This window comes from Fibrobacter sp. UWB11, assembly GCF_900143015.1.
In the GTDB taxonomy this organism is placed as follows: Bacteria; Fibrobacterota; Fibrobacteria; order Fibrobacterales; family Fibrobacteraceae; genus Fibrobacter.
This window is the reverse complement of the sequence record NZ_FSRT01000001.1, coordinates 324,873-345,629: the sequence shown is the minus strand read 5'-3', so window position 1 is coordinate 345,629 and position 20,757 is coordinate 324,873. Positions and strand designations below refer to the sequence as shown.

18 protein-coding genes are annotated in these 20,757 nt (G+C 46.3%); 10 read left to right on the top strand and 8 right to left on the bottom strand.

Translation table 11 applies throughout. The features are described from left to right. Positions 1-11: 11 nt before the first annotated feature. The 6 genes from BUQ91_RS01635 (at position 12) to BUQ91_RS01610 (ending at position 6,953) form a co-directional block, all read left to right on the top strand. Entirely contained in the window at positions 12-719 is a 708-nt protein-coding gene (locus tag BUQ91_RS01635) for a hypothetical protein (RefSeq protein ID WP_074207909.1), read from the top strand. Next, entirely contained in the window at positions 716-2,275 is a 1,560-nt protein-coding gene (locus BUQ91_RS01630) for a hypothetical protein (protein WP_074207908.1), read from the top strand. Before BUQ91_RS01635 ends, BUQ91_RS01630 begins: the two co-directional genes overlap by 4 nt. Continuing rightward, a complete protein-coding gene (locus tag BUQ91_RS01625) occupies positions 2,275-3,669 on the top strand; it encodes a hypothetical protein (RefSeq protein ID WP_074207907.1) in 1,395 nt (464 codons plus the stop codon). Before BUQ91_RS01630 ends, BUQ91_RS01625 begins: the two co-directional genes overlap by 1 nt. Then, complete coding sequence (locus tag BUQ91_RS01620) at positions 3,666-4,298, top strand: hypothetical protein (protein ID WP_072827473.1); 633 nt, start codon at positions 3,666-3,668, stop codon at positions 4,296-4,298. The genes BUQ91_RS01625 and BUQ91_RS01620 overlap by 4 nt, the downstream gene beginning before the upstream one ends. Before the next feature lie 7 nt (positions 4,299-4,305). Further along, positions 4,306-6,021 carry a hypothetical protein gene (locus BUQ91_RS01615; RefSeq protein WP_074207906.1) on the top strand — a complete coding sequence of 572 codons (1,716 nt, stop codon included), beginning with the start codon at positions 4,306-4,308 and terminating at the stop codon, positions 6,019-6,021. A gap of 188 nt (positions 6,022-6,209) precedes the next feature. Then, positions 6,210-6,953, top strand: a complete 744-nt coding sequence (locus tag BUQ91_RS01610) for a DedA family protein (protein ID WP_072827475.1) — start codon at positions 6,210-6,212, stop codon at positions 6,951-6,953. A 96-nt stretch (positions 6,954-7,049) separates the two neighbouring features. On the opposite strand, the gene BUQ91_RS01605 is transcribed toward BUQ91_RS01610, so the two are convergent. Then, positions 7,050-7,607: a toxin-antitoxin system YwqK family antitoxin gene (locus tag BUQ91_RS01605; protein WP_254842202.1), complete on the bottom strand. Its 558-nt coding sequence runs from the start codon at positions 7,605-7,607 to the stop codon at positions 7,050-7,052. Positions 7,608-7,711: 104 nt separating this feature from the next. Here BUQ91_RS01605 and BUQ91_RS01600 point away from each other — a divergent pair, with 104 nt between their 5' ends. Both BUQ91_RS01600 and BUQ91_RS01595 read left to right on the top strand, forming a co-directional pair. Then, positions 7,712-9,217, top strand: coding sequence for a B12-binding domain-containing radical SAM protein (locus BUQ91_RS01600; protein WP_074208901.1), 1,506 nt, complete (start codon positions 7,712-7,714; stop codon positions 9,215-9,217). Between the two features lie 168 nt (positions 9,218-9,385). Beyond that, positions 9,386-10,252, top strand: a complete 867-nt coding sequence (locus tag BUQ91_RS01595) for a hypothetical protein (protein ID WP_074207904.1) — start codon at positions 9,386-9,388, stop codon at positions 10,250-10,252. 82 nt (positions 10,253-10,334) lie between these two features. Here BUQ91_RS01595 and BUQ91_RS01590 read toward each other — a convergent pair whose 3' ends face one another. From BUQ91_RS01590 to BUQ91_RS01565, 6 genes are all read right to left on the bottom strand, one after another. Next, positions 10,335-11,171: a site-specific integrase gene (locus BUQ91_RS01590; RefSeq protein ID WP_074207903.1), complete on the bottom strand. Its 837-nt coding sequence runs from the start codon at positions 11,169-11,171 to the stop codon at positions 10,335-10,337. A 45-nt stretch (positions 11,172-11,216) separates the two neighbouring features. Continuing rightward, positions 11,217-11,705, bottom strand: coding sequence for a hypothetical protein (locus BUQ91_RS01585; RefSeq protein ID WP_074207902.1), 489 nt, complete (start codon positions 11,703-11,705; stop codon positions 11,217-11,219). A gap of 3 nt (positions 11,706-11,708) precedes the next feature. Continuing rightward, positions 11,709-13,277, bottom strand: coding sequence for a hypothetical protein (locus BUQ91_RS01580; RefSeq protein WP_074207901.1), 1,569 nt, complete (start codon positions 13,275-13,277; stop codon positions 11,709-11,711). Positions 13,278-13,323: 46 nt separating this feature from the next. Further along, the gene (locus BUQ91_RS01575) at positions 13,324-14,535 is read right to left on the bottom strand and encodes an aspartate aminotransferase family protein (RefSeq protein WP_074207900.1); all 1,212 of its coding nucleotides are present in this window, start codon (positions 14,533-14,535) and stop codon (positions 13,324-13,326) included. Then, complete coding sequence (gene argB, locus BUQ91_RS01570; RefSeq protein WP_072827482.1) at positions 14,516-15,307, bottom strand: acetylglutamate kinase; 792 nt, start codon at positions 15,305-15,307, stop codon at positions 14,516-14,518. The genes BUQ91_RS01575 and argB overlap by 20 nt, the downstream gene beginning before the upstream one ends. A gap of 257 nt (positions 15,308-15,564) precedes the next feature. Further along, entirely contained in the window at positions 15,565-16,002 is a 438-nt protein-coding gene (locus tag BUQ91_RS01565) for a hypothetical protein (protein ID WP_175566582.1), read from the bottom strand. 279 nt (positions 16,003-16,281) lie between these two features. On the opposite strand from BUQ91_RS01565, the gene BUQ91_RS01560 reads away from it, so the two are divergent. Continuing rightward, positions 16,282-16,479, top strand: coding sequence for a ferredoxin (locus tag BUQ91_RS01560; protein WP_072827484.1), 198 nt, complete (start codon positions 16,282-16,284; stop codon positions 16,477-16,479). Between the two features lie 521 nt (positions 16,480-17,000). Here BUQ91_RS01560 and BUQ91_RS01555 read toward each other — a convergent pair. Then, on the bottom strand, positions 17,001-19,391 hold the full coding sequence (locus tag BUQ91_RS01555; RefSeq protein WP_074207898.1) for a Tex family protein: 2,391 nt from the start codon (positions 19,389-19,391) through the stop codon (positions 17,001-17,003). A 332-nt stretch (positions 19,392-19,723) separates the two neighbouring features. Between BUQ91_RS01555 and BUQ91_RS01550 the strand changes: the two genes are divergently transcribed. Then, on the top strand, positions 19,724-20,716 hold the full coding sequence (locus BUQ91_RS01550; protein ID WP_074207897.1) for a glycoside hydrolase family 11 protein: 993 nt from the start codon (positions 19,724-19,726) through the stop codon (positions 20,714-20,716). Positions 20,717-20,757: the final 41 nt, after the last annotated feature.

The window sequence follows — 20,757 nt, the reverse complement described above, 5'->3', positions numbered from 1 at the left end:
ATTTAAACCAAATGAATTTGTCCTATCGTTCCATATTACCCATTTTAGTGTTTTTCACATTGTTCGGTGCTTTTCTTGCCGGATGTCTTGATGCACCCAACGCCCCTAGTGAACCGCAAATTGTTGAATCGATTAGCATCATGGTCAAGCAGAACAACGATTCTTTCTCGACGGTGCTTAAGGTACACCCATCCGATTCCGCGGCAATCACAGCAAAAGCAACCCCAGAAAAAATCCAAGACGATATTTCATTTAATTGGTTCTATTCGAGCAACAACAAAGACAGCCTGCTCATGAGCGGAAGAACCTACTCGTTCTACCCGAACAGATCCGGCGAAGGCCTACCCAACAAGCTTACAGTCTCCGATAAAGAAGGAAACAAAAAAACTTACGAATTCACAATTGTAATAAATACTCCACCTGAAATTGCAAAGACTACAATTCCCGCCAACGGTGATACACTTTACGGATCCGTCAACTCCGCGTTCTTGTTTGAATGGTATAGTGGCGATATGGATTTAGCAAACAACGACACGCTGTTCCATATTCTCGAAATTGACGGAACGCAATACGATGTCGGTACACTTTCGCAAGTCAAGCAGTCTGGATTCAAGGCTGGCGAACACAGTTTCCGCATTATCGTTCGTGACCTATATGGCGATGCAGACTCACTGGCGCTTAAGAAGTTCTATGTTATCGATACATTGGAGGCAAAATGAAAATTTTTAGAATTTTTGCATTTGCCACATTTGCAAGTTTACTCCAGTCTTGCTTTAATTCTGATGACCACATTTTTGATGAAGCCGAAGCTATCGATATAAAGATAGACGCATCCCTTGCAAAAAACATAACGGAAGTAACATCGGGTGTCAAGGCTGATACGTTCCAGGTCAATGACACTGTCTATTTCATCACGACAATCAGTCCAAACAAAATCATCAAAGTTCAAGATTACCATTGGCTCATGGACGGTAATTACTGTTCTTCGGAATATAATTTCAAGAAACAGCTCACCGAACCAGGTCATCACAAATTCACGTTTGTTCTAAAAGACCACTTTGGTGACATGCACTACGATTCACTTGATGTATGGGTCGCAGACAATCCCATTTTGAACGATAGCGTATTCACGCCTGCCAACGGTACACAAGCCATAGATCCGTTCGAAGCGATTTACTTTACTTGGAGTGCAAAAACAGAAGGAATAAAGCTCAACCATCACTACCGCTTTACATTAAGCGAACAAGACTTTGCAAACACGGATTCTAAGTTCGAAAAAATCGATACTATTCTATACGAGCCCAATTTTACATTTCACAACAAGTTAAATCAATTCAAGAAATACAACTGGTCGGTTCAAGCCTTCAACGAATACAATTTTGCTTCATCGCAAAAGATTGAAAGTTCCTTTTACACCAAAGGATTCCCCGGCGAAGGTTCTTTGCAAGCAACGGTAGATATCGGGCAGGCAATATCCGTCCCCATGCATTTATTGTTGCAAGACAAAGACGATTCCAACAAGCATTTTGATTTCGACTTCAGGCTTACATCAACAAATAACGAAATTTCGTTAGGCATCGTTTCTGCAGGAACATACCAGTTGACTCTACGTTCTGATTATTCTGATTTTGGAACTATCGAAAAAGAAGTCAAGATAAACGAAGGATTTGTCACAATTGCAAAAGATCTAAAACTTGTTGATTCTATCGCTCCGACTATCGTTTCTACAACAATGCAAGATTCACTGGACTTTGCAGACACTTTACAGTTCATTGTCAAAGACGGAAGCGGCGCAATTTCAGCCCAGAACATCAGTGTGCACCTCGAAAATGAATTAATCTTTGACCGATTCTACAAAGACAGTATTCTAACGGTCGTGCTCAAAGAAACCGATAAAAGCTGGGCATACCGAATTCTTTCCATTTCAGCAACTGATGGAAGCAAGAATGTATTCAACAAGTCTTTCTACATTATGCCAAGCATTCTTTGGTTCACGACGAACAACGATACGACAATCTCGAGCAATGGACTCATAAACATGTTCATCCGAGAAAGCAATCCTTTCGGTTTTGCTGTTGACACCATGCAAATCTTTAATGTAACGAAAAACAAGTTCCTTATTTCAGTTCCTAACGTAAATACAAACTCATTCTCCGCAGAACTCGAAGCCACCCTTTTCGAAGAACAGCAGACCTTAAAATCCATTGTCATTTACAAGAATGGTCTACGTCAAAGCAAGAAATGGAATCTCTACGTTAAGAAGGGGGGATTCTAATGAATTACAAAATTTTTCCTCTTTCAATAGCGTTTTGTACCGCGATTACGCTCCCGCTCATTTCTTGTTCCGATTCTGAAATTCACGCTTCGGATGTCCCCGAACTTACGCAATCGATTTTCGTTGTTCCCGAAGGCTATTACGGTGACCCTTACAATGACATGCGTTACGCGTCTTCGGATAAGTTCTATGTCAACATCAATGAGAAAATCCGTATTTGCGGAATTTATGCGATTAACGGAGAATATGTCTCGACAGACAAGGCTATTCCCTATTACATCACGCACAAATGGAATATAGACAACAACGAAGCTAGCGCCTCTTCGATTTATTACAGCTTTGACAAAGCAGGCGCTCACGAAGTGACTTTTGAGACCATAGACCATCTTGGCGACACATTACAAACAAAAGCGACTATTTACGTAAATACGCCAACAACAATTACATTACAATCGCCCGCCAACAATTACAATCAAGCCGATGGCGATAATGAAGACGGCATTGAACTTTCATGGGGAATTTCTGGAATTGACCCTTGGGAAAACTCATACTGCACCCTTTACGCAAGCTACAACGAGAAAAAAATTTGGGATTCCCCGCTCGGAAACGTTGAATGTACAAACAGCGTCAATCTGATTGGAGAACTAAACGCCGATGTAACTGAAAAAGGCGATACCATCAACCACAGCATAGAAACATCTACCATTTATTGGGGCATACGAGCAACCATCAAAAACGAAACGGGGCTGTTCGAACAAACGTATAGTGATGTTTTCAACTTTTCAACAAAGTTGAAAAATGACGGAGCAGCCATTGTAGAAATTCCTGTCGTAAGTCAATTCAATCCCTTCCCGGAAAAATCAAAGTTGACAGGCGCCATTCTTTCGGCAGCCGGAGATACACTTTCAAAAATTGCAGAAGACAAATCGACCACAAATATTCAAAAAACACTGAGTCCCCAATCCAACATTAAAATTGTAATCTGCGATGCAATTCGTACAGAATACGGTTGCGACTCCATGACCATCAATTTGGCACCCAATACCAAGACGATAACAGATACACTATATTTGCGAGACAAAGTCAAGCCCAACTTGACACCAGTCTACACAGACCTTCCGACAACGGCATCCATCAAGTTCGTAATTCTCGACAACGGCTCAGGCGTTAACGGCACAAAGGTTTTAGCAACTATAAACGCAGACACGGTTCAAACAAAATACGAAAGTAACGTCGTATCGATTACGAACACTTGCCACAAGGAATGTACGCTTGTTATAAATGCCGAAGACTACGCACGCAATAAAGTACCTAATGTCTATTGGAAAATTAAAGTCAATGGTTCAGAGACTAAAATTTCCGGGCCATTTGCAAAACCGGAGGACGACAAATGATTAATATCAGAATCGCCCCCATTGCCATTTTTGTTTTACTATTCGCTCTTTACGGGAATGTTTTTGCAAAGACTCGCTATTTGCAAATTTCGACAAACCCATCTACAGTCGATCTTTACACCGGCTTGATCCAGCCCGATTTTGCAAACAAACCCGATTACGTATCCCCTGCGTTTATCCCCGTACCCGATGGACAAGACAGCATCATCGTTTCATTTTTCCATCCGAATTACGCGGACACAACAATCAACATTGCTCTTTCACCAAAAGATACTTCATTCATTATCGTTGCACTCCGTCAATCTAACGATGACGAAGAAATTGCAATGAACCAGGATATTTTAAAGCATAGAAACAGGCGCATGTTCGGAGGATTACTCAAGTGGGCCTCCATAGCACCCTTTGCCATTAGTGGAATTTCGGCGATAGTCTCGCTTTACAATATCAGCAAAGCGAACAATCACAAAAAAGCTATGGAAAATACGCGTTTCGTGAACGAACGGTACGACAAGCACATGCGTGATTTTAATGACCATCGAAGTAGCGCCCAAACAGCCAAAACGGTTTCAGGAGTTTTCTTCGCAACAGGTATAGCATTCCTCGCCGCAGGATTCGTTCTTTCATTTTAGGTAGAATATGAAAAAGATTTTCTTACTCATTGCAATGGCATTAACCGCCACATTCGCAGACCCCGAAGGTATCTTCGTCGATGTAGAGCTTTTATCGGGCACTCGCCAGCGTGCTAAACTCATGGGCATCGAGAACGACACCGTAAGTCTCGGCGGCTACATCCAAAACAAATTCACAATTGTAAAGATTGCGAAGAAGCAATTCAAGAGAATTGTCGACGAAAAAGGGAACAATCTTTTGGATGAATCAACGCAAGTAAAAACAAGCGTTGCTAAAACCGAACCAAGTTCAAGTTCTATTGCCGTAAGTTCCGCTGCAGTAAGTTCATCTGCTGTTAGTTCTGCCAAGTTGTCGAGCTCCGCAGTTTCATCAAGTTCCGTAAGCATTTCAAGTTCTTCTACTGCAGTATCGTCAAGCGCCAAACAGCCAAGCGAAAGTTCCTCCAGCACAAAGAAATCCAATTACTCTAGCGAAAAAGCAACCGTAGCAAGTTCTTCAAGTGTTAGTTCTTCGAGTTCAAAATCTGCACCAAAACCCGTAAAAACAGTTCTTGTCGCCTACAGCGGAGAAGGAATTAATCAATCCGTCGTTGACCAATTCACAGGCCTTACCGCGCGATTGCTGATGGAAGCTGGTGAAAATCCACAAGTCATCCGCAAGAGCGACATCAAGAACTGCGACGATAACATTTGCATCCAGAACGAACTATCTTCTTATGGTTATAGGTCTATATACTTTGGCGACATCGTCCAAAATATCAAGACGGACAGTTTAACGCTAAACCTCACCCATGCTTTCTACGAAGATTCGCTCCCGATGTTGCACAAGGCTAGTGTAAATATTTCAAGGAAAGCGGCCTTCAGCGACGCCATCACCAACAACAAATTAAAGAACCAACTTTTAGACGCTCAGGGCAAAGAAACGATTAAAACGAAAAAGAACCGTTCGTACATTCATATCGAAACCGATCCCGATGGAGCAACAATTTCTCGTTCTGAAAAAGATGCTATTTGCAAATCGCCTTGCACTTTTGTCACTTCAGATACAAGCAAATTCACAATTTACGCATATTGGGATGTCGACAGGCACCTTTGGGGAGCTAACACAAATATCACGCCACTTCCAGGTGACACTGTCCACGTTTCACTCAAGCTCAAGCGAGTCGCTCCCGAAATTCGCATTTTGACATTCCCCGAAGGTGCAACCGTCTATAAGGCCAACGCGCCCATAACCAAGCGTTCCAAGGCAATCGCCAAGACACCCGAAAAAATTCCCGTTTACAACATGGGAATAGACAGTCTCTTTATCCGCAAAGCGGGTTACAGAGATACGCTTGTCAGCTTTTTTGCGGCTCCTGTTTCGCAAATTGACTTGAGCATTGATCTCGAGAAATTAACAGACTTTGACGAAATCGAAAAACAGAACAAGTGGCTGCACGAAAAGAAAATGCAAACCATCGGTGAAGCATTTATTGGCGGAGCTGCAGGAACAGCCCTTATTGGCGGCCTGCTCATGTACTTTGCTCACTTGGACTACAACGATGCTGATGACATCAAGAAGGAACTCAGGGTTCCTGGAGCGGTCAAGGGAACAAACTACCAGAACAAAGTCAAGAAAAATAAGAAGTTAGTCGATCAAGGAGACAACAAAGCCATAGCAGGAGGAATTTTACTAGGAACAGCAGCCGCACTCCTCGGCGTCGGCCTTTACTTCTATTTCTAACATCAATAACAGCAATTATTATTAAAAAAGCGTCGGCCAAGGATGGGGAGGGTGCAGGGAGGGGCCCGTGCGGCCTTCGCAACTCCGAGCTGGGGCCCCGCCCGCATGACGTACTTTTTCATATTAAAAAAAACGACTTTTATAATAAAATCAAAAAATTTATTTTTTAAATTTCTAAATTTGCCCCAATGAAAAACACAGTCCTTAAAACAACTATTGCTTTAGCTTTTCTTTTTACCGCTTTTACATTCGCTTCTGATGTAGTTTCCGCCGACACGGCAGCAGTTGCAGCCGACACCGCGAAATCGACAGGTATCTACAACCAAATTATTGACTGGTATAACGACAACCTGAACTATGGAACGATTACGCTTTTGATGGCCATCGAAAGTTCTTTTATTCCGTTCCCGTCAGAGCTTGTTGTGCCGCCAGCCGCTTATAAAGCACTCCAACCGGGTTCTGAACTCAACATTGCACTCATTGTGTTCTTTGCGACTCTCGGTGCATTGATTGGCGCTTATATCAACTACTATCTCGCCAAGATTCTCGGACGCCCGATTATCTACAAATTCGCCGACAGCCGTCTCGGACACTTCTTGTTGCTCGACGTCGAAAAGGTCGAAAAGGCAGAAAACTACTTCCGTGAACATGGCGCCATTTCGACGTTCGTCGGACGCCTCATTACCGTAATCCGCCAGCTGATTTCTATTCCGGCGGGTCTTGCCAAGATGAAACTTGCACCGTTCACGCTTTATACGTTCCTCGGTGCAGCCATCTGGAACTGCGTCTTAGCACTGCTCGGCTATTTTGCCCACGGACAAAAAGACATCATCGAAAAGTACAACTCCGAACTAGCTATCGCATTGCTCGGTTTCGGAGTGCTCTTCATCGGTTACATGGTTTGGAACGCCATGAAGCCAAAGAAAAAGTGAGGGCAGTCTTTAGTAGTTAGTTATTAGTCATCAGCTTTAAGTTCGGCGCTTTCAGCGCACCTATATAACTAATGACTAACGACCAATAACCAATGACTAAAAATTGCAATTTTTGACGCAGCGGTTGTCTCTAAATTCAGCTTCAAAAACAAGTTTGCCAAAGCTGTAGCGACGGTATGCTCCATTGCGGATGCCATGAACAAAGCTCATGTCCTCTTGAATCAAGCCCATTTCATCGAACGCTTTAAAGACACCGTGAATCTGCCCGTTTTCGTAAGGAATCTGGCGACGGAGCTTTCCATTTTCGTCCCATGTTTCCGAAACGCCATTCAAAATGCCGCGACGATACGACTCGCGGTTTTTCTTTTTTCCGTTTGGGTAATAGATGGTGCTATAACCTTCTTCTTCGCCTTCGAGGTACCCGATGGTTTCATGGAGTTTTCCATTTTCATCGTACGAGCGCATAACGCCATCGATTTTGCCATTTCTATAGGGCACTTCAATCGCCAATTTTCCATTGCGATGGTAAGAGAGCGAAGCCCCCTCACGCACGTCCGTTCCCTTCAAAACGGTGTAAATTCTCGACACACGGCCATCCTCATACGTCGTGCGGACCGTATCCAAAGCAGGTGTAGCAGTTTGAGGCGCCGCCATTGCAGTGCCACATATCACAAAACTCGTAAAAATAGCGAAAAAAAGCGTTTTCATTACATTATAATGTAGCATTATCAATTCAGATTATGTATTTTGTGAGCGTCATGAACGTTACTTTTTTAAATCCCCCCTTCCACCCGATGTTCAGTCGGGAATCTAGATCCCCGTGTGTTACGAAGTCCAGTACGCTTTACTGGCCAATGTTTTTGAGCTATGCTGCCGGCGTTTGCGAAGCCGACGGTAACGAAATCCAGCTGATTGACAGCCCCGCCATGGAACTTGACCTCGCGCAAACGCTTGAGGGCATCAAGAAGTTCGGCCCGGAACTCGTTATTTGCAGCACTAGCACCCCGAGTATTTTGAATGACCTCAAGGTTGTCCACGCCATCAAGCAAGAAATGCCGAACGTGAAGGTGGCCATCATGGGTACGCACGCGACCGCCGAGCCGCTCGAATCCATGGAAATGGAACCGTCTTTGGACTATGTGGTGATTGGTGAAGCCGACTACACCTGTAGGAACCTTGTCCGTGCCCTCCGTGGCGATGGCGCTCCTGTCGGTCAGTTCGCTGGTCTTGCTTACCGCACTGCCGAAGGCAAGGTGGACTTCCAGCCCGAAGGCCCGAAGATTGAAAACCTGAACGAAATTCCGTGGGTCTCGAAGGTCTACCGCAAGCACCTTTACAGCTGCTACAAGAAGTATTTCTATGGTGCAAACCTGAACCCGCTTATCGTGATTTTGTCTGGCCGTGGCTGCCCGAACCACTGCAGCTACTGCGTGATTCCTCAGACGCTCAACGGCCACAAGTTCCGCCGCCGCGATCCGAAGGATGTTGTCGACGAACTCCAGTACATCAAGGAAAACTTTGAAGATTTAGGCGAAGTGTTCTTTGAAGACGATACGTTTACGGCAAGCCATGAACACGTGCGCCAGATTTGCAACTTGATTCTCGAACGTGGTCTCAAGATTACGTGGAGTTGCAACGCCCGCGCCGATGTACCGCTCGATTTGCTCAAGCTCATGAAGAAGGCCGGTGGCCGCGAAATGTGCGTGGGCTTTGAAAGTGCCTCCCCCGAGGTTCTCGAAAAGATCCACAAGGGTGTGAAGAACACGGACAAGGCTATTGAATTTACGAAGAATGCCCGCAAGGCAGGACTCCTCGTTCACGGATGCTTCATGGTCGGTAACCCGGGCGACACGCCGGAAACGCTCCGCATGACGCTCGACTACGCCAAGAAGCTGAACCCGAATACGGCGCAGTTCTATCCCATCATGGCGTATCCCGGCACCGAAGCCTATAAGGAAGCTCTTGAAAGCGGTGCACTCAAGTCGAAGGATTACAGCCAGTGGCTCGACAAGGACGGTTTCCACCGTACCACGATCCAGCGCGGTGAACTCACAAGTCAGGCTCTCGTCGATTTCTGCGACAAGGCCCGCCGTGAATTCTACCTGCGTCCAAGCTACATCTTCCGTCAGGGCATCATGGCCATCAAGAACCCGCGTGAACGTTACCGCGTTCTCCGTGGATTCGGCACGCTCGTGAAGCACCTGTTCCGCAAGCATGGTGAACTCGCCCCAGTCGCGAGACAAGCTCCGACAATTAAGGAATAGCGCGGCGTCGCCGCAGTTACTAGAATGCGAAAAAACGCCGACGAAACGTAAAAGGAACTGCCGACGATTTTAAAACGACTCGCAATAATGCGGGTCGTTTTTTTGCGAGATTCTTGTACACATTTTTGTTATTTTTTCACAAACAAATTTTCCCGTAACAGAGGCCTTATGATTTGCAAAAAATGCGGAAGAGAATACGAAGACGACATGCCCCAATGCCTGTGGTGCGATACCCCGAACGAAAGCTTGTCTTCACAAGACGAATGTGAGACCTCATCCGCAGATTCCGAAGCGCAAGAAGAAGCCTACAAGGAATCGCTCAAAGAACTCGTCGACCCAGAACTTGAACGAGCTTTCGACGGCAACGTACGACGCGGAAAGAGCACCATCTCGTGGACAAAGTTCCAAATGGTTCTAAACGTCATTTTCTTTTTCGTAGAAGTAAAGACATTCGGCGCAATTGCGGCATTTTATGGAAGCTATAAAGAAAATGCCCCTATACCAAGAGAAGTCAATCTTGCTGTATGGACCTTAATCGTATTTTTTATGGCCAGCGCAATTCCCTTTTGCGTTTTCATCGGCAAAAATTTGCTTTGGATTTATCATGCTCATAAAGAACAAAACAAATTCTCAGAGACACAATTTTCTCCGTGGGGAGTAACCATCTGCTACTACCTGCCCATTGCAAATTACTTTATCTTTAAAACACTAATAGATAATCAATATGACACCCTGAAATCAATGGGTATAAAAGCCCAAGCTGTTCCAAACAAATTGCTTACGTGGTTTTTATTATTCAACATCGCAACACCTATTTTTAATTATATCTGTTTAAGGAACTTCAATACCCCCGTCCTATTTATCAGTACGGTTTTGTGGTTTATCCTTACCATTTTATACATCAAGCTCATCAGAGTCGCGACAGCAAACGAGCAGGCCGTACACGACCAGCTGGAGAACAATCGCATCAACAAAAAAGTTGAAGAGATCATTGCCCAGCGCGATGTAAATCAGCAGAACACAGAGCAAACTTAAAAGATTCTCTAAAATTCGAGAGTGACCCGCCCTAAAGCGGGCCATTTTTTTACACAAAGCAGAGCGAAACAACGCCCACACTTTACTTCAGCCGATTGAACTTTTTCATTTCTTTGTCCAAAAAAGTATCGACGTACTTGGCATAAATGAGCGTTGTGTCGAGATTGCGGTGGCCCAGCAATTTGCTCGTTGCCGGGAGCGGAATGCCAATGGTAATGCACGTTGTTGCAAATGTATGCCGAGCCAGATGGCAATGGACATACTTGTAATGCCCTAGTTTTTTGGCAGCTTTGCGAAGTGTACGATTAAAAGCCGCATTATCAATGACATGGAAAATGCGCCCAGACGTTAGCGGATTCGGAAGCAATAACCGTGCCTGCACAGGAATCGGGATGTACACGGCCTCCCCTGTCTTATGCATTTGCTTTCGAATTTTCCAGTCGAAAATTTCCGAGGCATCAAGCGTGCACAAATCCCCGTAACGTAGTCCCGTAAAACAGCTAAACAGGAACACGCGCATCACGTCATCTTCTGCCCGCGTCAAAGCGACATGCGACTCCATGTAACTCAAATAAAGATGTTTCAGCTCCCGCAAGGTCAAGAATCCACGATGCGAATACGCACGCTTAATTTTCACTTTTTCAAACGGGTCGCAATCGATGATTCCATCCGCCTTCATCTTATTGCAAAAAACGCGAAGTACCGAAAGCGCCTTGACAACAGTAGCCTCCTTGTTCCGCAAGGATTCCAGATGTTGTTTAAAGTCCCGCACAAAATCCGGCGTTAAATCTTTGCACTCCAGCCCAGGGCAAAAATATTCAATTTTCTTCAAATTCCAATAATACGTGCGTACCGTGAGCGGCGCCAATTCATCGGAACTTTTGTTCAAATAATCCAATGCATAGTCTATAAAACGCATAAAGCCTCCATTTTAAAACAGGAGGCAGAAATTAACAAAGAATATTTAATGACGAACTTTCGCAGAACGGATTATTTTTTCACAAACCGCAGAATCAACTAAATCGGGGCGATAATTAAATTCTACAAACAAAGGAATAGGCTTGCTGAATATTGAAGTAGAACGGTTAGCATGAATAACAACGGTTCGATGAACTGATATAGCACCATGGAATATACTCATAGAATCGAGGCGGGCGAACGTCATAAAGCCTTTCTCTTTGCATTTTTTATTGGTCGGTTTGCCGTGATTTGTGGACTCGCCATCATAAAACGACATAATGCGATTGTCAAAGGAATCCTTGATATAACGAATGTTCCATCCGCTACTGGATTCAGACGGTTCATCATCGACAGAATAGCCTTCGGGCAGTTCGAGCTGGTAATAAGAAGCTCGATACACATTCTTGCCATCAGCAACAGGATCCTCGCTTGATTTTGAACAAGAAACTAAAAGGACGGCCAATGCAAACAAAAGGAGAAGAATATTTTTCATTGTTTAAAAATCCTCCTCGGCACAATCAAGCACAGCATCAATATCGCCTTCAATGCGTTTCATAAGGCTATCCGCAGGCAATTGTTCCAACGTTTTTGATTTTGCGACTTTGGGTTTCGCCGTTTGCCCTTTGCATTTGGGTTCCGTAACTTCGCGCAACGGTTGCCAATCAGAGCAAGCATAACCCGAAACATGCAATCCTAGATATTTAGTTACTACATATTCACTTAAAAGAGGAGTCAAAATGCGCATTTCCTGCCATTTTCCTTTGAAAAGATTGCTTCTCGTAAACAAGCTTCCTGTACCCCACAAATTACTGACAGTCGTAGATTCGGTTTTTCCCAAAAGCGATTTCAAAGACTTTATTTTTGATTCATCCAACTTTTTTTCTTCACCAGGAGCCACATAAGAAATGGGGAACTCGCTAATTTTGCCATCAACCCTCAATTGAACAAATCCATCATAATCAATTGCAACCTGGATTGGAGAAATCATAAATTCGTCTTCTAGATATTTTGAACGCGAATGATAAGTAAAATCAAACGCTTGCGGAACATCGTTTTTACTGTAATGAATATTTAATTTTAATTTGTGTGATTTCGAACAAATATGAGGCGGTCTTGGAGGTGGTTCCACCTGACATTTTTTCATCAACTTTTCTTTAAACTGATTATCGTCCATAGCCATTAACAAATCAACGACATCTGTTTTTTCAGCATATTTTCCATTCCATCCGATTTCACAAGATTCGTCGATGTGAAACGAGCCTTTGTATTCATCATCCATAAAGCAATCTGCAAGAAACAGGTATTTCCCATTCTTTTCAAAGATGTCTTGATCCGCAGAAACAACGGGCAACAACTCGATATTTTTTGTTAATGTTTGAATATCTTTTATAGGGAAGTTGCGCAATTTAGACATAGTTACACCTTCTAATGAATCTTTTTTAGGCATATAAATGCTACACAAATAATTTTTATTATAGCTATGAATCTTTGCAGAACGGATTATTTTTTCGCAAATTGCGGTATCTACTTGATCGGGATAATAAACAAATTCTAGTGTTCGAGGACTGCACCATGAGCCTCTTATCTTGCAACCCCTTTTTGACCAAATATAAACAGAGCGAACTTTAGTTTTTACGCCATCAATAACCCTAATGGCATCATGTCTTCCGATTTCACTAAATTCATTCGGATTTTCAGGATGCGAAAACTTTACCGGATACCAATCATGCCAAAACCACGATGGGGTAAAAGTCATGAGCGTATCCCCTAAAGGAGTTCTAATGTGATAAAACTCATAATCAGGAAAACTGTCCACGGAATATCCTTTAGGCAAAACTAAATGAAAAGCATTCGTAACATAATAGTTCTTTGCAGCAATGGGAATTTCGTTCGATTTAGAGCGGGCAACAGGTTCCTCGTTCGAATTGGAACAAGCAACTAAGAGCAAAGCAAAAAGGATTGCGGCAAAAACGCTTATGAATTTCGGGGATAACTTCATCGTAGTATAAACTACATAAATTAATGCGCCGATGGCAAAAAAAATTAGCCTATGGAGTTTGTCCATAGGCGTTTTTTAAAAGGAGATGTCCGCCTTCGCGGGCAAGACAAGTTTACTTCGCGACTTTGGCGAAAGCCTTTTCGAGCTTGGCGAGAGCTTCGTCGCATTCTGCGGCGCTCACGTTCAGCGGCGGGAGCAAACGGAGCACGTTGCCCTTAGCGCTGAGAACCATCATACCCTCGTCGCGAGCGGCAGCAATCACATTGCCGACCGGGAGCGATTCGTCGAGAGCGAGGCCGAGAATAAGGCCTTCACCACGCACGCCCTTCACAGCCGAGAACTTTGCCGCGATAGCTTCGAGGCCAGCCTTGAGCTGAGCGGAGCGAGCTTCGACATTGGCGAGGAATTCCGGCTTTGCAATCTGGTTCACGACAGCGAGACCCACTGCGCAAGCAACCGGGTTACCGCCAAACGTCGTGCCATGATCGCCTGCCTTGAGCTGGTCAGCAACCTTCTGGCGGAGGAGCACTGCACCGAGCGGGAGACCACCGCCAAGAGCCTTGGCAAGCGACACGAGGTCAGCATCAATGCCATGCTTCTGGAGGCCAAGGAATGTGCCGAGACGGCCCATACCTGCCTGGACTTCGTCGACAATCACGAGGCAGCCGAATTCTTTCTTCAAGCTGTTGATGGCAGCGACCATTTCATCGGAAACGGTCATCACGCCACCTTCGGCAGCGAGAGATTCGAGCATGATGGCGCAAGTGTCGTTGTTGACTTCGGCCTTGAGGGCAGCCACATCGTTCCAAGGAACGTGAACAAAATCACCCGGCATGGAGCCGAAGCCTTCGCGGATGGCCGGCTGACCCGTTGCAGAAAGGGCTGCAAACGTACGACCGTGGAAGCTGTTGATGAACGTCACGATCTTCTGGCGGTTCTTTTCGCCCTTGCGATCGAAATACTTACGTGCAAACTTGATGCAGCCTTCGTTCGCTTCGGTACCGGAGTTGCAGAAGAAAGCCTTGTCGAAACCCGTTGCGGCAAGGAGCGCCTTGGCGAGGTTTACCTGCGGGTAGTTCGGATAAAGGTTCGAAATGTGGAAGAAGCTGTCCATCTGTTCTTCGACAGCCTTCTTGATTTCAGCATTCTGGTGGCCGAGTGCGTTTACCGCGATACCAGCGACAAAGTCAAGATACTTCTTGCCGTTCTTATCGAACAAGTAAGAACCTTCGCCACGGACAAATTCAATATTGGCCTTGCCATAAAGCGGGGCGATAAACTGCTTGTCTTCTTCAAAAATGGAATTAGCCAAGGATTGTGCCATAGTTCAGTTCTCCATTAATTTGTTTTACAAAGTGGTCGGCATCCTTCCAGCCGACAATGTGAATGCTCTTGAGACCGCGAGAAATGCTCTTGAAACTTTCGCGGACCTTCGGAATCATACCGCCGTTAATAACGCCAGAAGCAATGAGGGATTCGCTTGCTTCTTCCGTGAGTTCCGGAATGACGGTCTTGGTATCGTCCATCACGCCCGGAACATCGCTCACCAGCACGAACTGGTCAGCATGGAGCGCCACAGCCAGTTCGCTTGCGGCGGTATCGGCATTCACGTTCCAGCTCACAGCCTTGCCGTTTTCGTCAGGACCGATGGAAATCGGGCTTACGACAGGAACAAAGCCAGCGGACCAAAGCGTTTCCACAATCTTCGGATTGACCTTCTTGACTTCACCCACGAGGCCAAGATCCACCTTGCCCTGCTTCTTGACCACTTCAAACAACTTGCCATCGACACCACTGAGGCCGACAGCGCTACAATTGTTTTCGAGGAGCATTCGCACGAGCTTCTTGTTGACGTGTCCCGAGAGCGTCATTTCGACCATCTTCATGATAGAAGGCGTCGTGACTCGGAGACCGTCGATAAAGGTGGGTTGTTCTCGGAGCAAGGAGATGTTCTCGTTGATGTCCTTGCCACCGCCGTGCACCACGGCCACTTGGCAGCCCATAGCCGGAAGCTTGCTGACTGCCGCCACAAAATCGGCCAACTTGGCTTCGTCGATTGCCAAGCTGCCACCAATTTTTACAACCACTTTTTTCATCGTTAACGATGTCCTCATAATTTTCACGCAAAATGCGAGCACCATTGCCCGGATTAGCTTGAAAAACTTGAACCAAATTTAAAAATAGTTGGCAAAAGGCAGTAGGTAGTGGGTAGAGATTATTCTGTATTTTCTATGATTTCTACCACCAACGCTTTGACACAGGAAAATGGAACAAGGCAACTCCAAAATAAAGCCTGAAACCTTTTTTCAAATCGTAGGTGTCCAAAAACGAATAGGAATAAGAAGCCGTCACTCTAACAAAAAAAAGGAATTTCGATGTTTACATCACCATGCACACGGAAATAAAATTTCTGATTAGGCTTAAAAGCAAACCAATCTGTATTATAACCGATTCCGACCGAAATAGGGACATATTCACGCACGACATAGAATTCCAATGTGGGATTTAATAGCGCCGCCATAGCATAATATACACGGAGTTCATGACTAGATGGATCAAAGAAATCATAGATCGCAATCGGTATAGCAATCGTATGCAAGAGAAAGGCTGCACCAATTCTTGTGACAGAATCTTTAGTGTCATTAACCAAATGAAAATTAAACGACTGACCATTCAAATACAATCCGTCGGCAATTTTTACGCCGCCCCACAACCCCAAATTATAATCGTCTTTATTGATACTAAAACTGAGCGGCAAAATAGTCCCCTCTGACGAGACCAAATCACGCATCCAGCCTGACCACCCACCAGAAGGTGAAGCAAAAGAGAACGAGCAAAATAGGATTATAAGGCAGACAAATTTACGCATTTGAATGAGAATATATAAAAACATGTTGTTGGTTAGGAGTTAGGAGATACTAGTTATTAGTTGTTGGTTATTGCTAATGACTATTGATCATTGACTAATGGCCAAACCCCATTTTTTTCCATTTTCCTTTACTTTTTTCACCCTGCGAGCGTAATTTTTTTATATCTTTTGGGAAAACCTAACCAATACAAGAGGTATTTTATGGCAATTACAAAAGTTTGGCTCGATGAATCCAGCGACGAATGCGTCTCCTGCGGCGCTTGCGAAGCAACTTGCGATGCAGTCTTCTCCGTTCCGGAAAAGATGGTCGTTAAGGAAGGCGTAGACTTCTCCGCTTACGAAAACGAAATCAAGGACGCTGCAGAAAGCTGCCCGGCTGGCGTCATCAAGTTCTCGTAATTTCGAGCATTTAGGCAAAGTTGTCGCGGTTTTCGCGATGTAACGAAGCTTTGCTTATCTTGTGAGACTTAACACAAAAACAGCACTCGATTCTATCGAGTGCTGTTTTTGTTTGTTTTGAAAAGGGATGCCGAAAAGGTGACCCCGGCACAAAGGCCGGGGTGACATCTTTACCGGCTAGAAACCGTCGCACAACTTCGTTGTGCAAGGCTCGGCGATTTGCCAATGCAGACGTGCAAGCACGTCTGCGCTGTCAAATCTTAGAAGCCTTTGTTGCGCTACTTATGTAGCGCAAAAGGCGCGCCTCGGTCATGTCAACTCGAGCAAGCCCGGTTGCCGCGACTCTCGGCTAGAAACCGTTGCACAACTTCGTTGTGCAAGGCTCGGCGATTTGCCAATGCAGACGTGCAAGCTCGCCTGCGCTGTCAAATCTTAAAAACCTTTGTTGCGCTACTTACGTAGCGCAAAAAGTACGCCTCGGTCATGGCAAATTGTGCAAGCACATTTGCCGCGACTCTCGGCTAGAAGCCTTTTTTCAGGTTCTTGAGGAGGGAGTTGAGCTTGGCGGGCTGAGCGGCTTGCGGCTTCTTCGGAGCAAAACCCGGGCGTTCCTTACCGGCAATCTTGTTCTTAAGGTCGGCAATCGTTGCATGACCCTGGATGCCACCCTGCGGGCGAGCACCACGGTCGTCACGATGACCAACGCCACGCGGGCCACCTACGCGCTGACCGCGAGGACCGCTCACGCCAGCACCGGCGACACCGTCGGTCTGTTCCTGCTTCATGGAAAGGCTGATGCGCTTCTGGTTGGCATCGACTGCAACCACGCGAACCTTCACCACGTCACCCACCGTGAGCACGTCCTTGGCGTCCGTCACATACTTGTCGCTGATTTCGGAAATGTGAACGAGACCATCCTGATGAACGCCGATATCGACAAACGCACCGAAGTTAGCAACGTTGGTCACCACACCTTCCATCCAGCTGCCCGTCACGAGGTCGTTGATGGTCTTGATGCGGTCATCGAACTTAGCATAACGGAATTCCTTACGCGGGTCGCGGCTCGGCTTCTGGAGTTCCTTGAGGATATCTTCCAAAGTAGCACGACCGACTTCGTCGGAGAGGAATTCATCAAGCTTGATGCCCTTCACTGCTTCAGCATTGCCGACCATTTCCTTGACCGGAACGCCGACCTTTTCAGCCATCTTTTCGACGAGAGCGTAGTTTTCAGGATGCACAGCGGAATCGTCGAGCGGGTTTTCGGCACCCGGAATACGCATAAAGCCTGCGGCCTGTTCGAAAGCCTTCGGGCCAAAGCCCTTGACCTTCTTCAAATCTTCACGGCTTGCATACGCACCGTTTTCTTCGCGGTACTTCACAATAGCTTCAGAAAGCGTGTTGCTGAGGCCTGCCACGTGAGAGAGGAGCGGAGCAGAAGCGCTGTTCACGTCGACACCGACCATGTTCACGCAGCTTTCCACAACTTCGTCCAAGCGCTTCTTGAGTTCGCGCTGGTTCACGTCATGCTGGTACTGACCCACGCCAATGGACTGCGGATCAACCTTGACAAGTTCAGCGAGCGGGTCCTGCAAACGGCGGCCAATGGAAATAGCGCCACGAGTCGTCACGTCTTCCTTCGGGAATTCGGCGATAGCGATCATGCTTGCGCTATAGACAGATGCACCGGCTTCGGAGACGATAACGCGCGGCGGAACCTTGCCCTTGAACTTGAGAGCCATTTCACCACAGAAAGCGTCCGTTTCGCGGCTAGCCGTACCGTTACCGATAGCGATGAGGTCAATCTGATACTTGTCGATGAGGCTCATCAGATAAACTGCGGCACCGGCCTTGTCGTTCCACGGTTCATGCGGCTTGATGATGCCATGATCCATGAACTTGCCGTTCTTGTCGAGCACAGCGACCTTGCAACCCGTACGGAAACCCGGGTCAAGAGCGAGCACAGCCTTGTGGCCTGCCGGAGCGGCGAGCAAAACATCCTGGAGGTTCTTGGAGAACACCTTGAAAGCTTCTTCTTCGGCGGCGTCCTTGAGGAGGAGGCGCACTTCGCTTTCCATGCTCGGCTGGAGCAAGCGTTCCCAAGCGTCCTTGCACATATCTTCGAGGTACGGCTTCCAGACAGAGTCGTGCTTGATGACCTGATTCTGGAGATAACCGATCATTTCTTCGTTCGGGACTTCGATGGAGAGGCGGAGCACCTTTTCCTTTTCGCCACGACGGAGAGCGAGCATACGATGGCTCGGAATCTTGCCGACCGGTTCGCTAAAGTCGTAGTAATCCTTGAACTTGGTTTCTTGCTTTTCGAAATCCTTCTTGACCTTGGAAACCATGACGCCAGTCTTTTCGACCTTATTGCGGAGATACTGACGGAATTCTGCGTTGTCTGCAACTTCTTCGGCGAGGATGTCTGCAGCACCCTTGAGGGCTGCACGCGGGTCTGCAAGGCCCTTTTCTTCGGACAAATAAATGCGTGCGATTTCTTCGGCCGTGTTTCCGGTATTTTCCTGAGCCCACATCAAGCGAGCGAGCGGTTCCAAGCCAAGTTCCTTTGCGATAGTTGCGCGAGTACGCTTCTTCGGCTTGAACGGAGCGTAAATATCTTCGAGAAGAGTCTTGTCCTTGCAAGCTTCGATCTGAGCCTTGAGTTCCGGCGTGAGCTTGCCCTGTTCCTCGATGCTCTTGAGGATCGTTTCCTTGCGGTCCACAAGTTCCTGGAGGTAGTCGCGACGGTGGCTAATGTCGCGGAGTTCAATTTCGTTCAAAGTACCCGTCTGGTCCTTACGGTAACGGGCGATAAAGGGGATCGTGCCCCCCTGGTCCATAAGTTCGAGCGCCTTAGATACGCGCCACACTTCAAGATTCAGCTCTTCAGCAATAATCGCAGAAAAATCCATTTGAGATTCCTACTTGTAGATTCCGTTTCCGGATTTGGGGTCCACCGAGCCATACACCCTTGATTGGATAGCACAGCCCGCACGGCCCTCGTGATACACGCCTGGCAACCACCGCTGCCAGACACCCCGTTCGGGGGTCTGTTGAATATAGCAAAAGAAAGTGTCAAATTTTCGACACATGGGGGCAAGGCTCAAAAAAGCCGTCCGGAAACAGCAGAAAAGCGGCCGAGACGCATCAAAACACATGCAACACTTTTAAAATTCTAGTTCACTAATGGTATCCCAACCACCCCATTAAAAGTTACCTTTGGAGTATAAAAAAGGGATGTTTTATGAAAAAGCTCAATTCAAGATTTTTCGTTTTGAGTCTTGCCGTTGCGTTTGCCACAGAAGCCTATTCCCAGGATTTTTGCAACACAGCAACTCACAGCGGTGAAAGCACGGTCGTCACCTCCAACGACATTAACGACATCGGCAACTACAGTTACGAGCTTTGGGCCGATATCGGAAACAATTCCGCCACGTTCTACACCGACGGCTCTTTCTCCTGCGAATTCAACAACGTGAACGATTACCTCTGCCGCGAAGGCATCCGCTACGGCATGAACAGCGGGCTCAAGTACACCGACCTCGGACACCTTTACGCTGACTTCAAGCTGACCGATCCCAAATTTTCAAGTTATTCCAACGTGACCTACTCCTACATCGGCGTTTACGGCTGGTCGCAAGACCCGCTCATCGAATGGTACATCGTCGACAACTGGAGTCCGTATCGCCCGAACTGGATTGGCAAATCCACCGAAGGTTGCGACGATTGTGGTCTGCGCGGTTCCATTAACGTAGACGGAGCCACCTATGAAGTCTATGTCGACAAGGTCCAACGCGGTTCCATCGAAGGCGACAACACTCCGTTCACGCAATATTTCAGTGTGCGCAAGAGCAAGCGTTCTTGCGGAACCATCGACATCACAGCCCACTTTGACGGTTGGAAGAGCTTAGGCCTTGAACTCGGCAATTCCATGTACGAAGCGAAGGTCCTTGGCGAAGCAGGCCAATATCCCGAAAACGGGAACGCTTCTGGCACTATCGATTTCGCCTACGCTAAAGTCTACACCGGCGAAGCAAGCACAGCATTGCATGCACCGAAGTTAAAAGCATTTAACGAACAAAATTTGAAAATATTCGACATGCAGGGTCAATTCCTTGGAACCATCAGTACCACGCAAAGCATGAACTTAAGCAAAGCTATTAAGAACAAGGTTCACAATGCAGGCGTTTACATGGTCAAGCAAGGAAGCTCCATGAAAAGCGTAGTCATCAATTAAAAAAGTTTCAATATCAATCATAAACCACACCTAAACTTCAA

What these genes read in the sequence shown, in the direction of transcription:
- BUQ91_RS01635 (WP_074207909.1), top strand. Translation starts at nt 12, where the DNA reads ATGAATTTGTCCTATCGTTCCATATTACCCATTTTAGTGTTTTTCACA.
- BUQ91_RS01630 (WP_074207908.1), top strand. Translation starts at nt 716, where the DNA reads ATGAAAATTTTTAGAATTTTTGCATTTGCCACATTTGCAAGTTTACTC.
- BUQ91_RS01625 (WP_074207907.1), top strand. Translation starts at nt 2,275, where the DNA reads ATGAATTACAAAATTTTTCCTCTTTCAATAGCGTTTTGTACCGCGATT.
- BUQ91_RS01620 (WP_072827473.1), top strand. Translation starts at nt 3,666, where the DNA reads ATGATTAATATCAGAATCGCCCCCATTGCCATTTTTGTTTTACTATTC.
- BUQ91_RS01615 (WP_074207906.1), top strand. Translation starts at nt 4,306, where the DNA reads ATGAAAAAGATTTTCTTACTCATTGCAATGGCATTAACCGCCACATTC.
- BUQ91_RS01610 (WP_072827475.1), top strand. Translation starts at nt 6,210, where the DNA reads ATGAAAAACACAGTCCTTAAAACAACTATTGCTTTAGCTTTTCTTTTT.
- BUQ91_RS01605 (WP_254842202.1), bottom strand. Translation starts at nt 7,607, where the DNA reads ATGGCGGCGCCTCAAACTGCTACACCTGCTTTGGATACGGTCCGCACG.
- BUQ91_RS01600 (WP_074208901.1), top strand. Translation starts at nt 7,712, where the DNA reads ATGAACGTTACTTTTTTAAATCCCCCCTTCCACCCGATGTTCAGTCGG.
- BUQ91_RS01595 (WP_074207904.1), top strand. Translation starts at nt 9,386, where the DNA reads ATGATTTGCAAAAAATGCGGAAGAGAATACGAAGACGACATGCCCCAA.
- BUQ91_RS01590 (WP_074207903.1), bottom strand. Translation starts at nt 11,171, where the DNA reads ATGCGTTTTATAGACTATGCATTGGATTATTTGAACAAAAGTTCCGAT.
- BUQ91_RS01585 (WP_074207902.1), bottom strand. Translation starts at nt 11,705, where the DNA reads ATGAAAAATATTCTTCTCCTTTTGTTTGCATTGGCCGTCCTTTTAGTT.
- BUQ91_RS01580 (WP_074207901.1), bottom strand. Translation starts at nt 13,277, where the DNA reads ATGGACAAACTCCATAGGCTAATTTTTTTTGCCATCGGCGCATTAATT.
- BUQ91_RS01575 (WP_074207900.1), bottom strand. Translation starts at nt 14,535, where the DNA reads ATGGCACAATCCTTGGCTAATTCCATTTTTGAAGAAGACAAGCAGTTT.
- argB (WP_072827482.1), bottom strand. Translation starts at nt 15,307, where the DNA reads ATGAAAAAAGTGGTTGTAAAAATTGGTGGCAGCTTGGCAATCGACGAA.
- BUQ91_RS01565 (WP_175566582.1), bottom strand. Translation starts at nt 16,002, where the DNA reads ATGCGTGATTTGGTCTCGTCAGAGGGGACTATTTTGCCGCTCAGTTTT.
- BUQ91_RS01560 (WP_072827484.1), top strand. Translation starts at nt 16,282, where the DNA reads ATGGCAATTACAAAAGTTTGGCTCGATGAATCCAGCGACGAATGCGTC.
- BUQ91_RS01555 (WP_074207898.1), bottom strand. Translation starts at nt 19,391, where the DNA reads ATGGATTTTTCTGCGATTATTGCTGAAGAGCTGAATCTTGAAGTGTGG.
- BUQ91_RS01550 (WP_074207897.1), top strand. Translation starts at nt 19,724, where the DNA reads ATGAAAAAGCTCAATTCAAGATTTTTCGTTTTGAGTCTTGCCGTTGCG.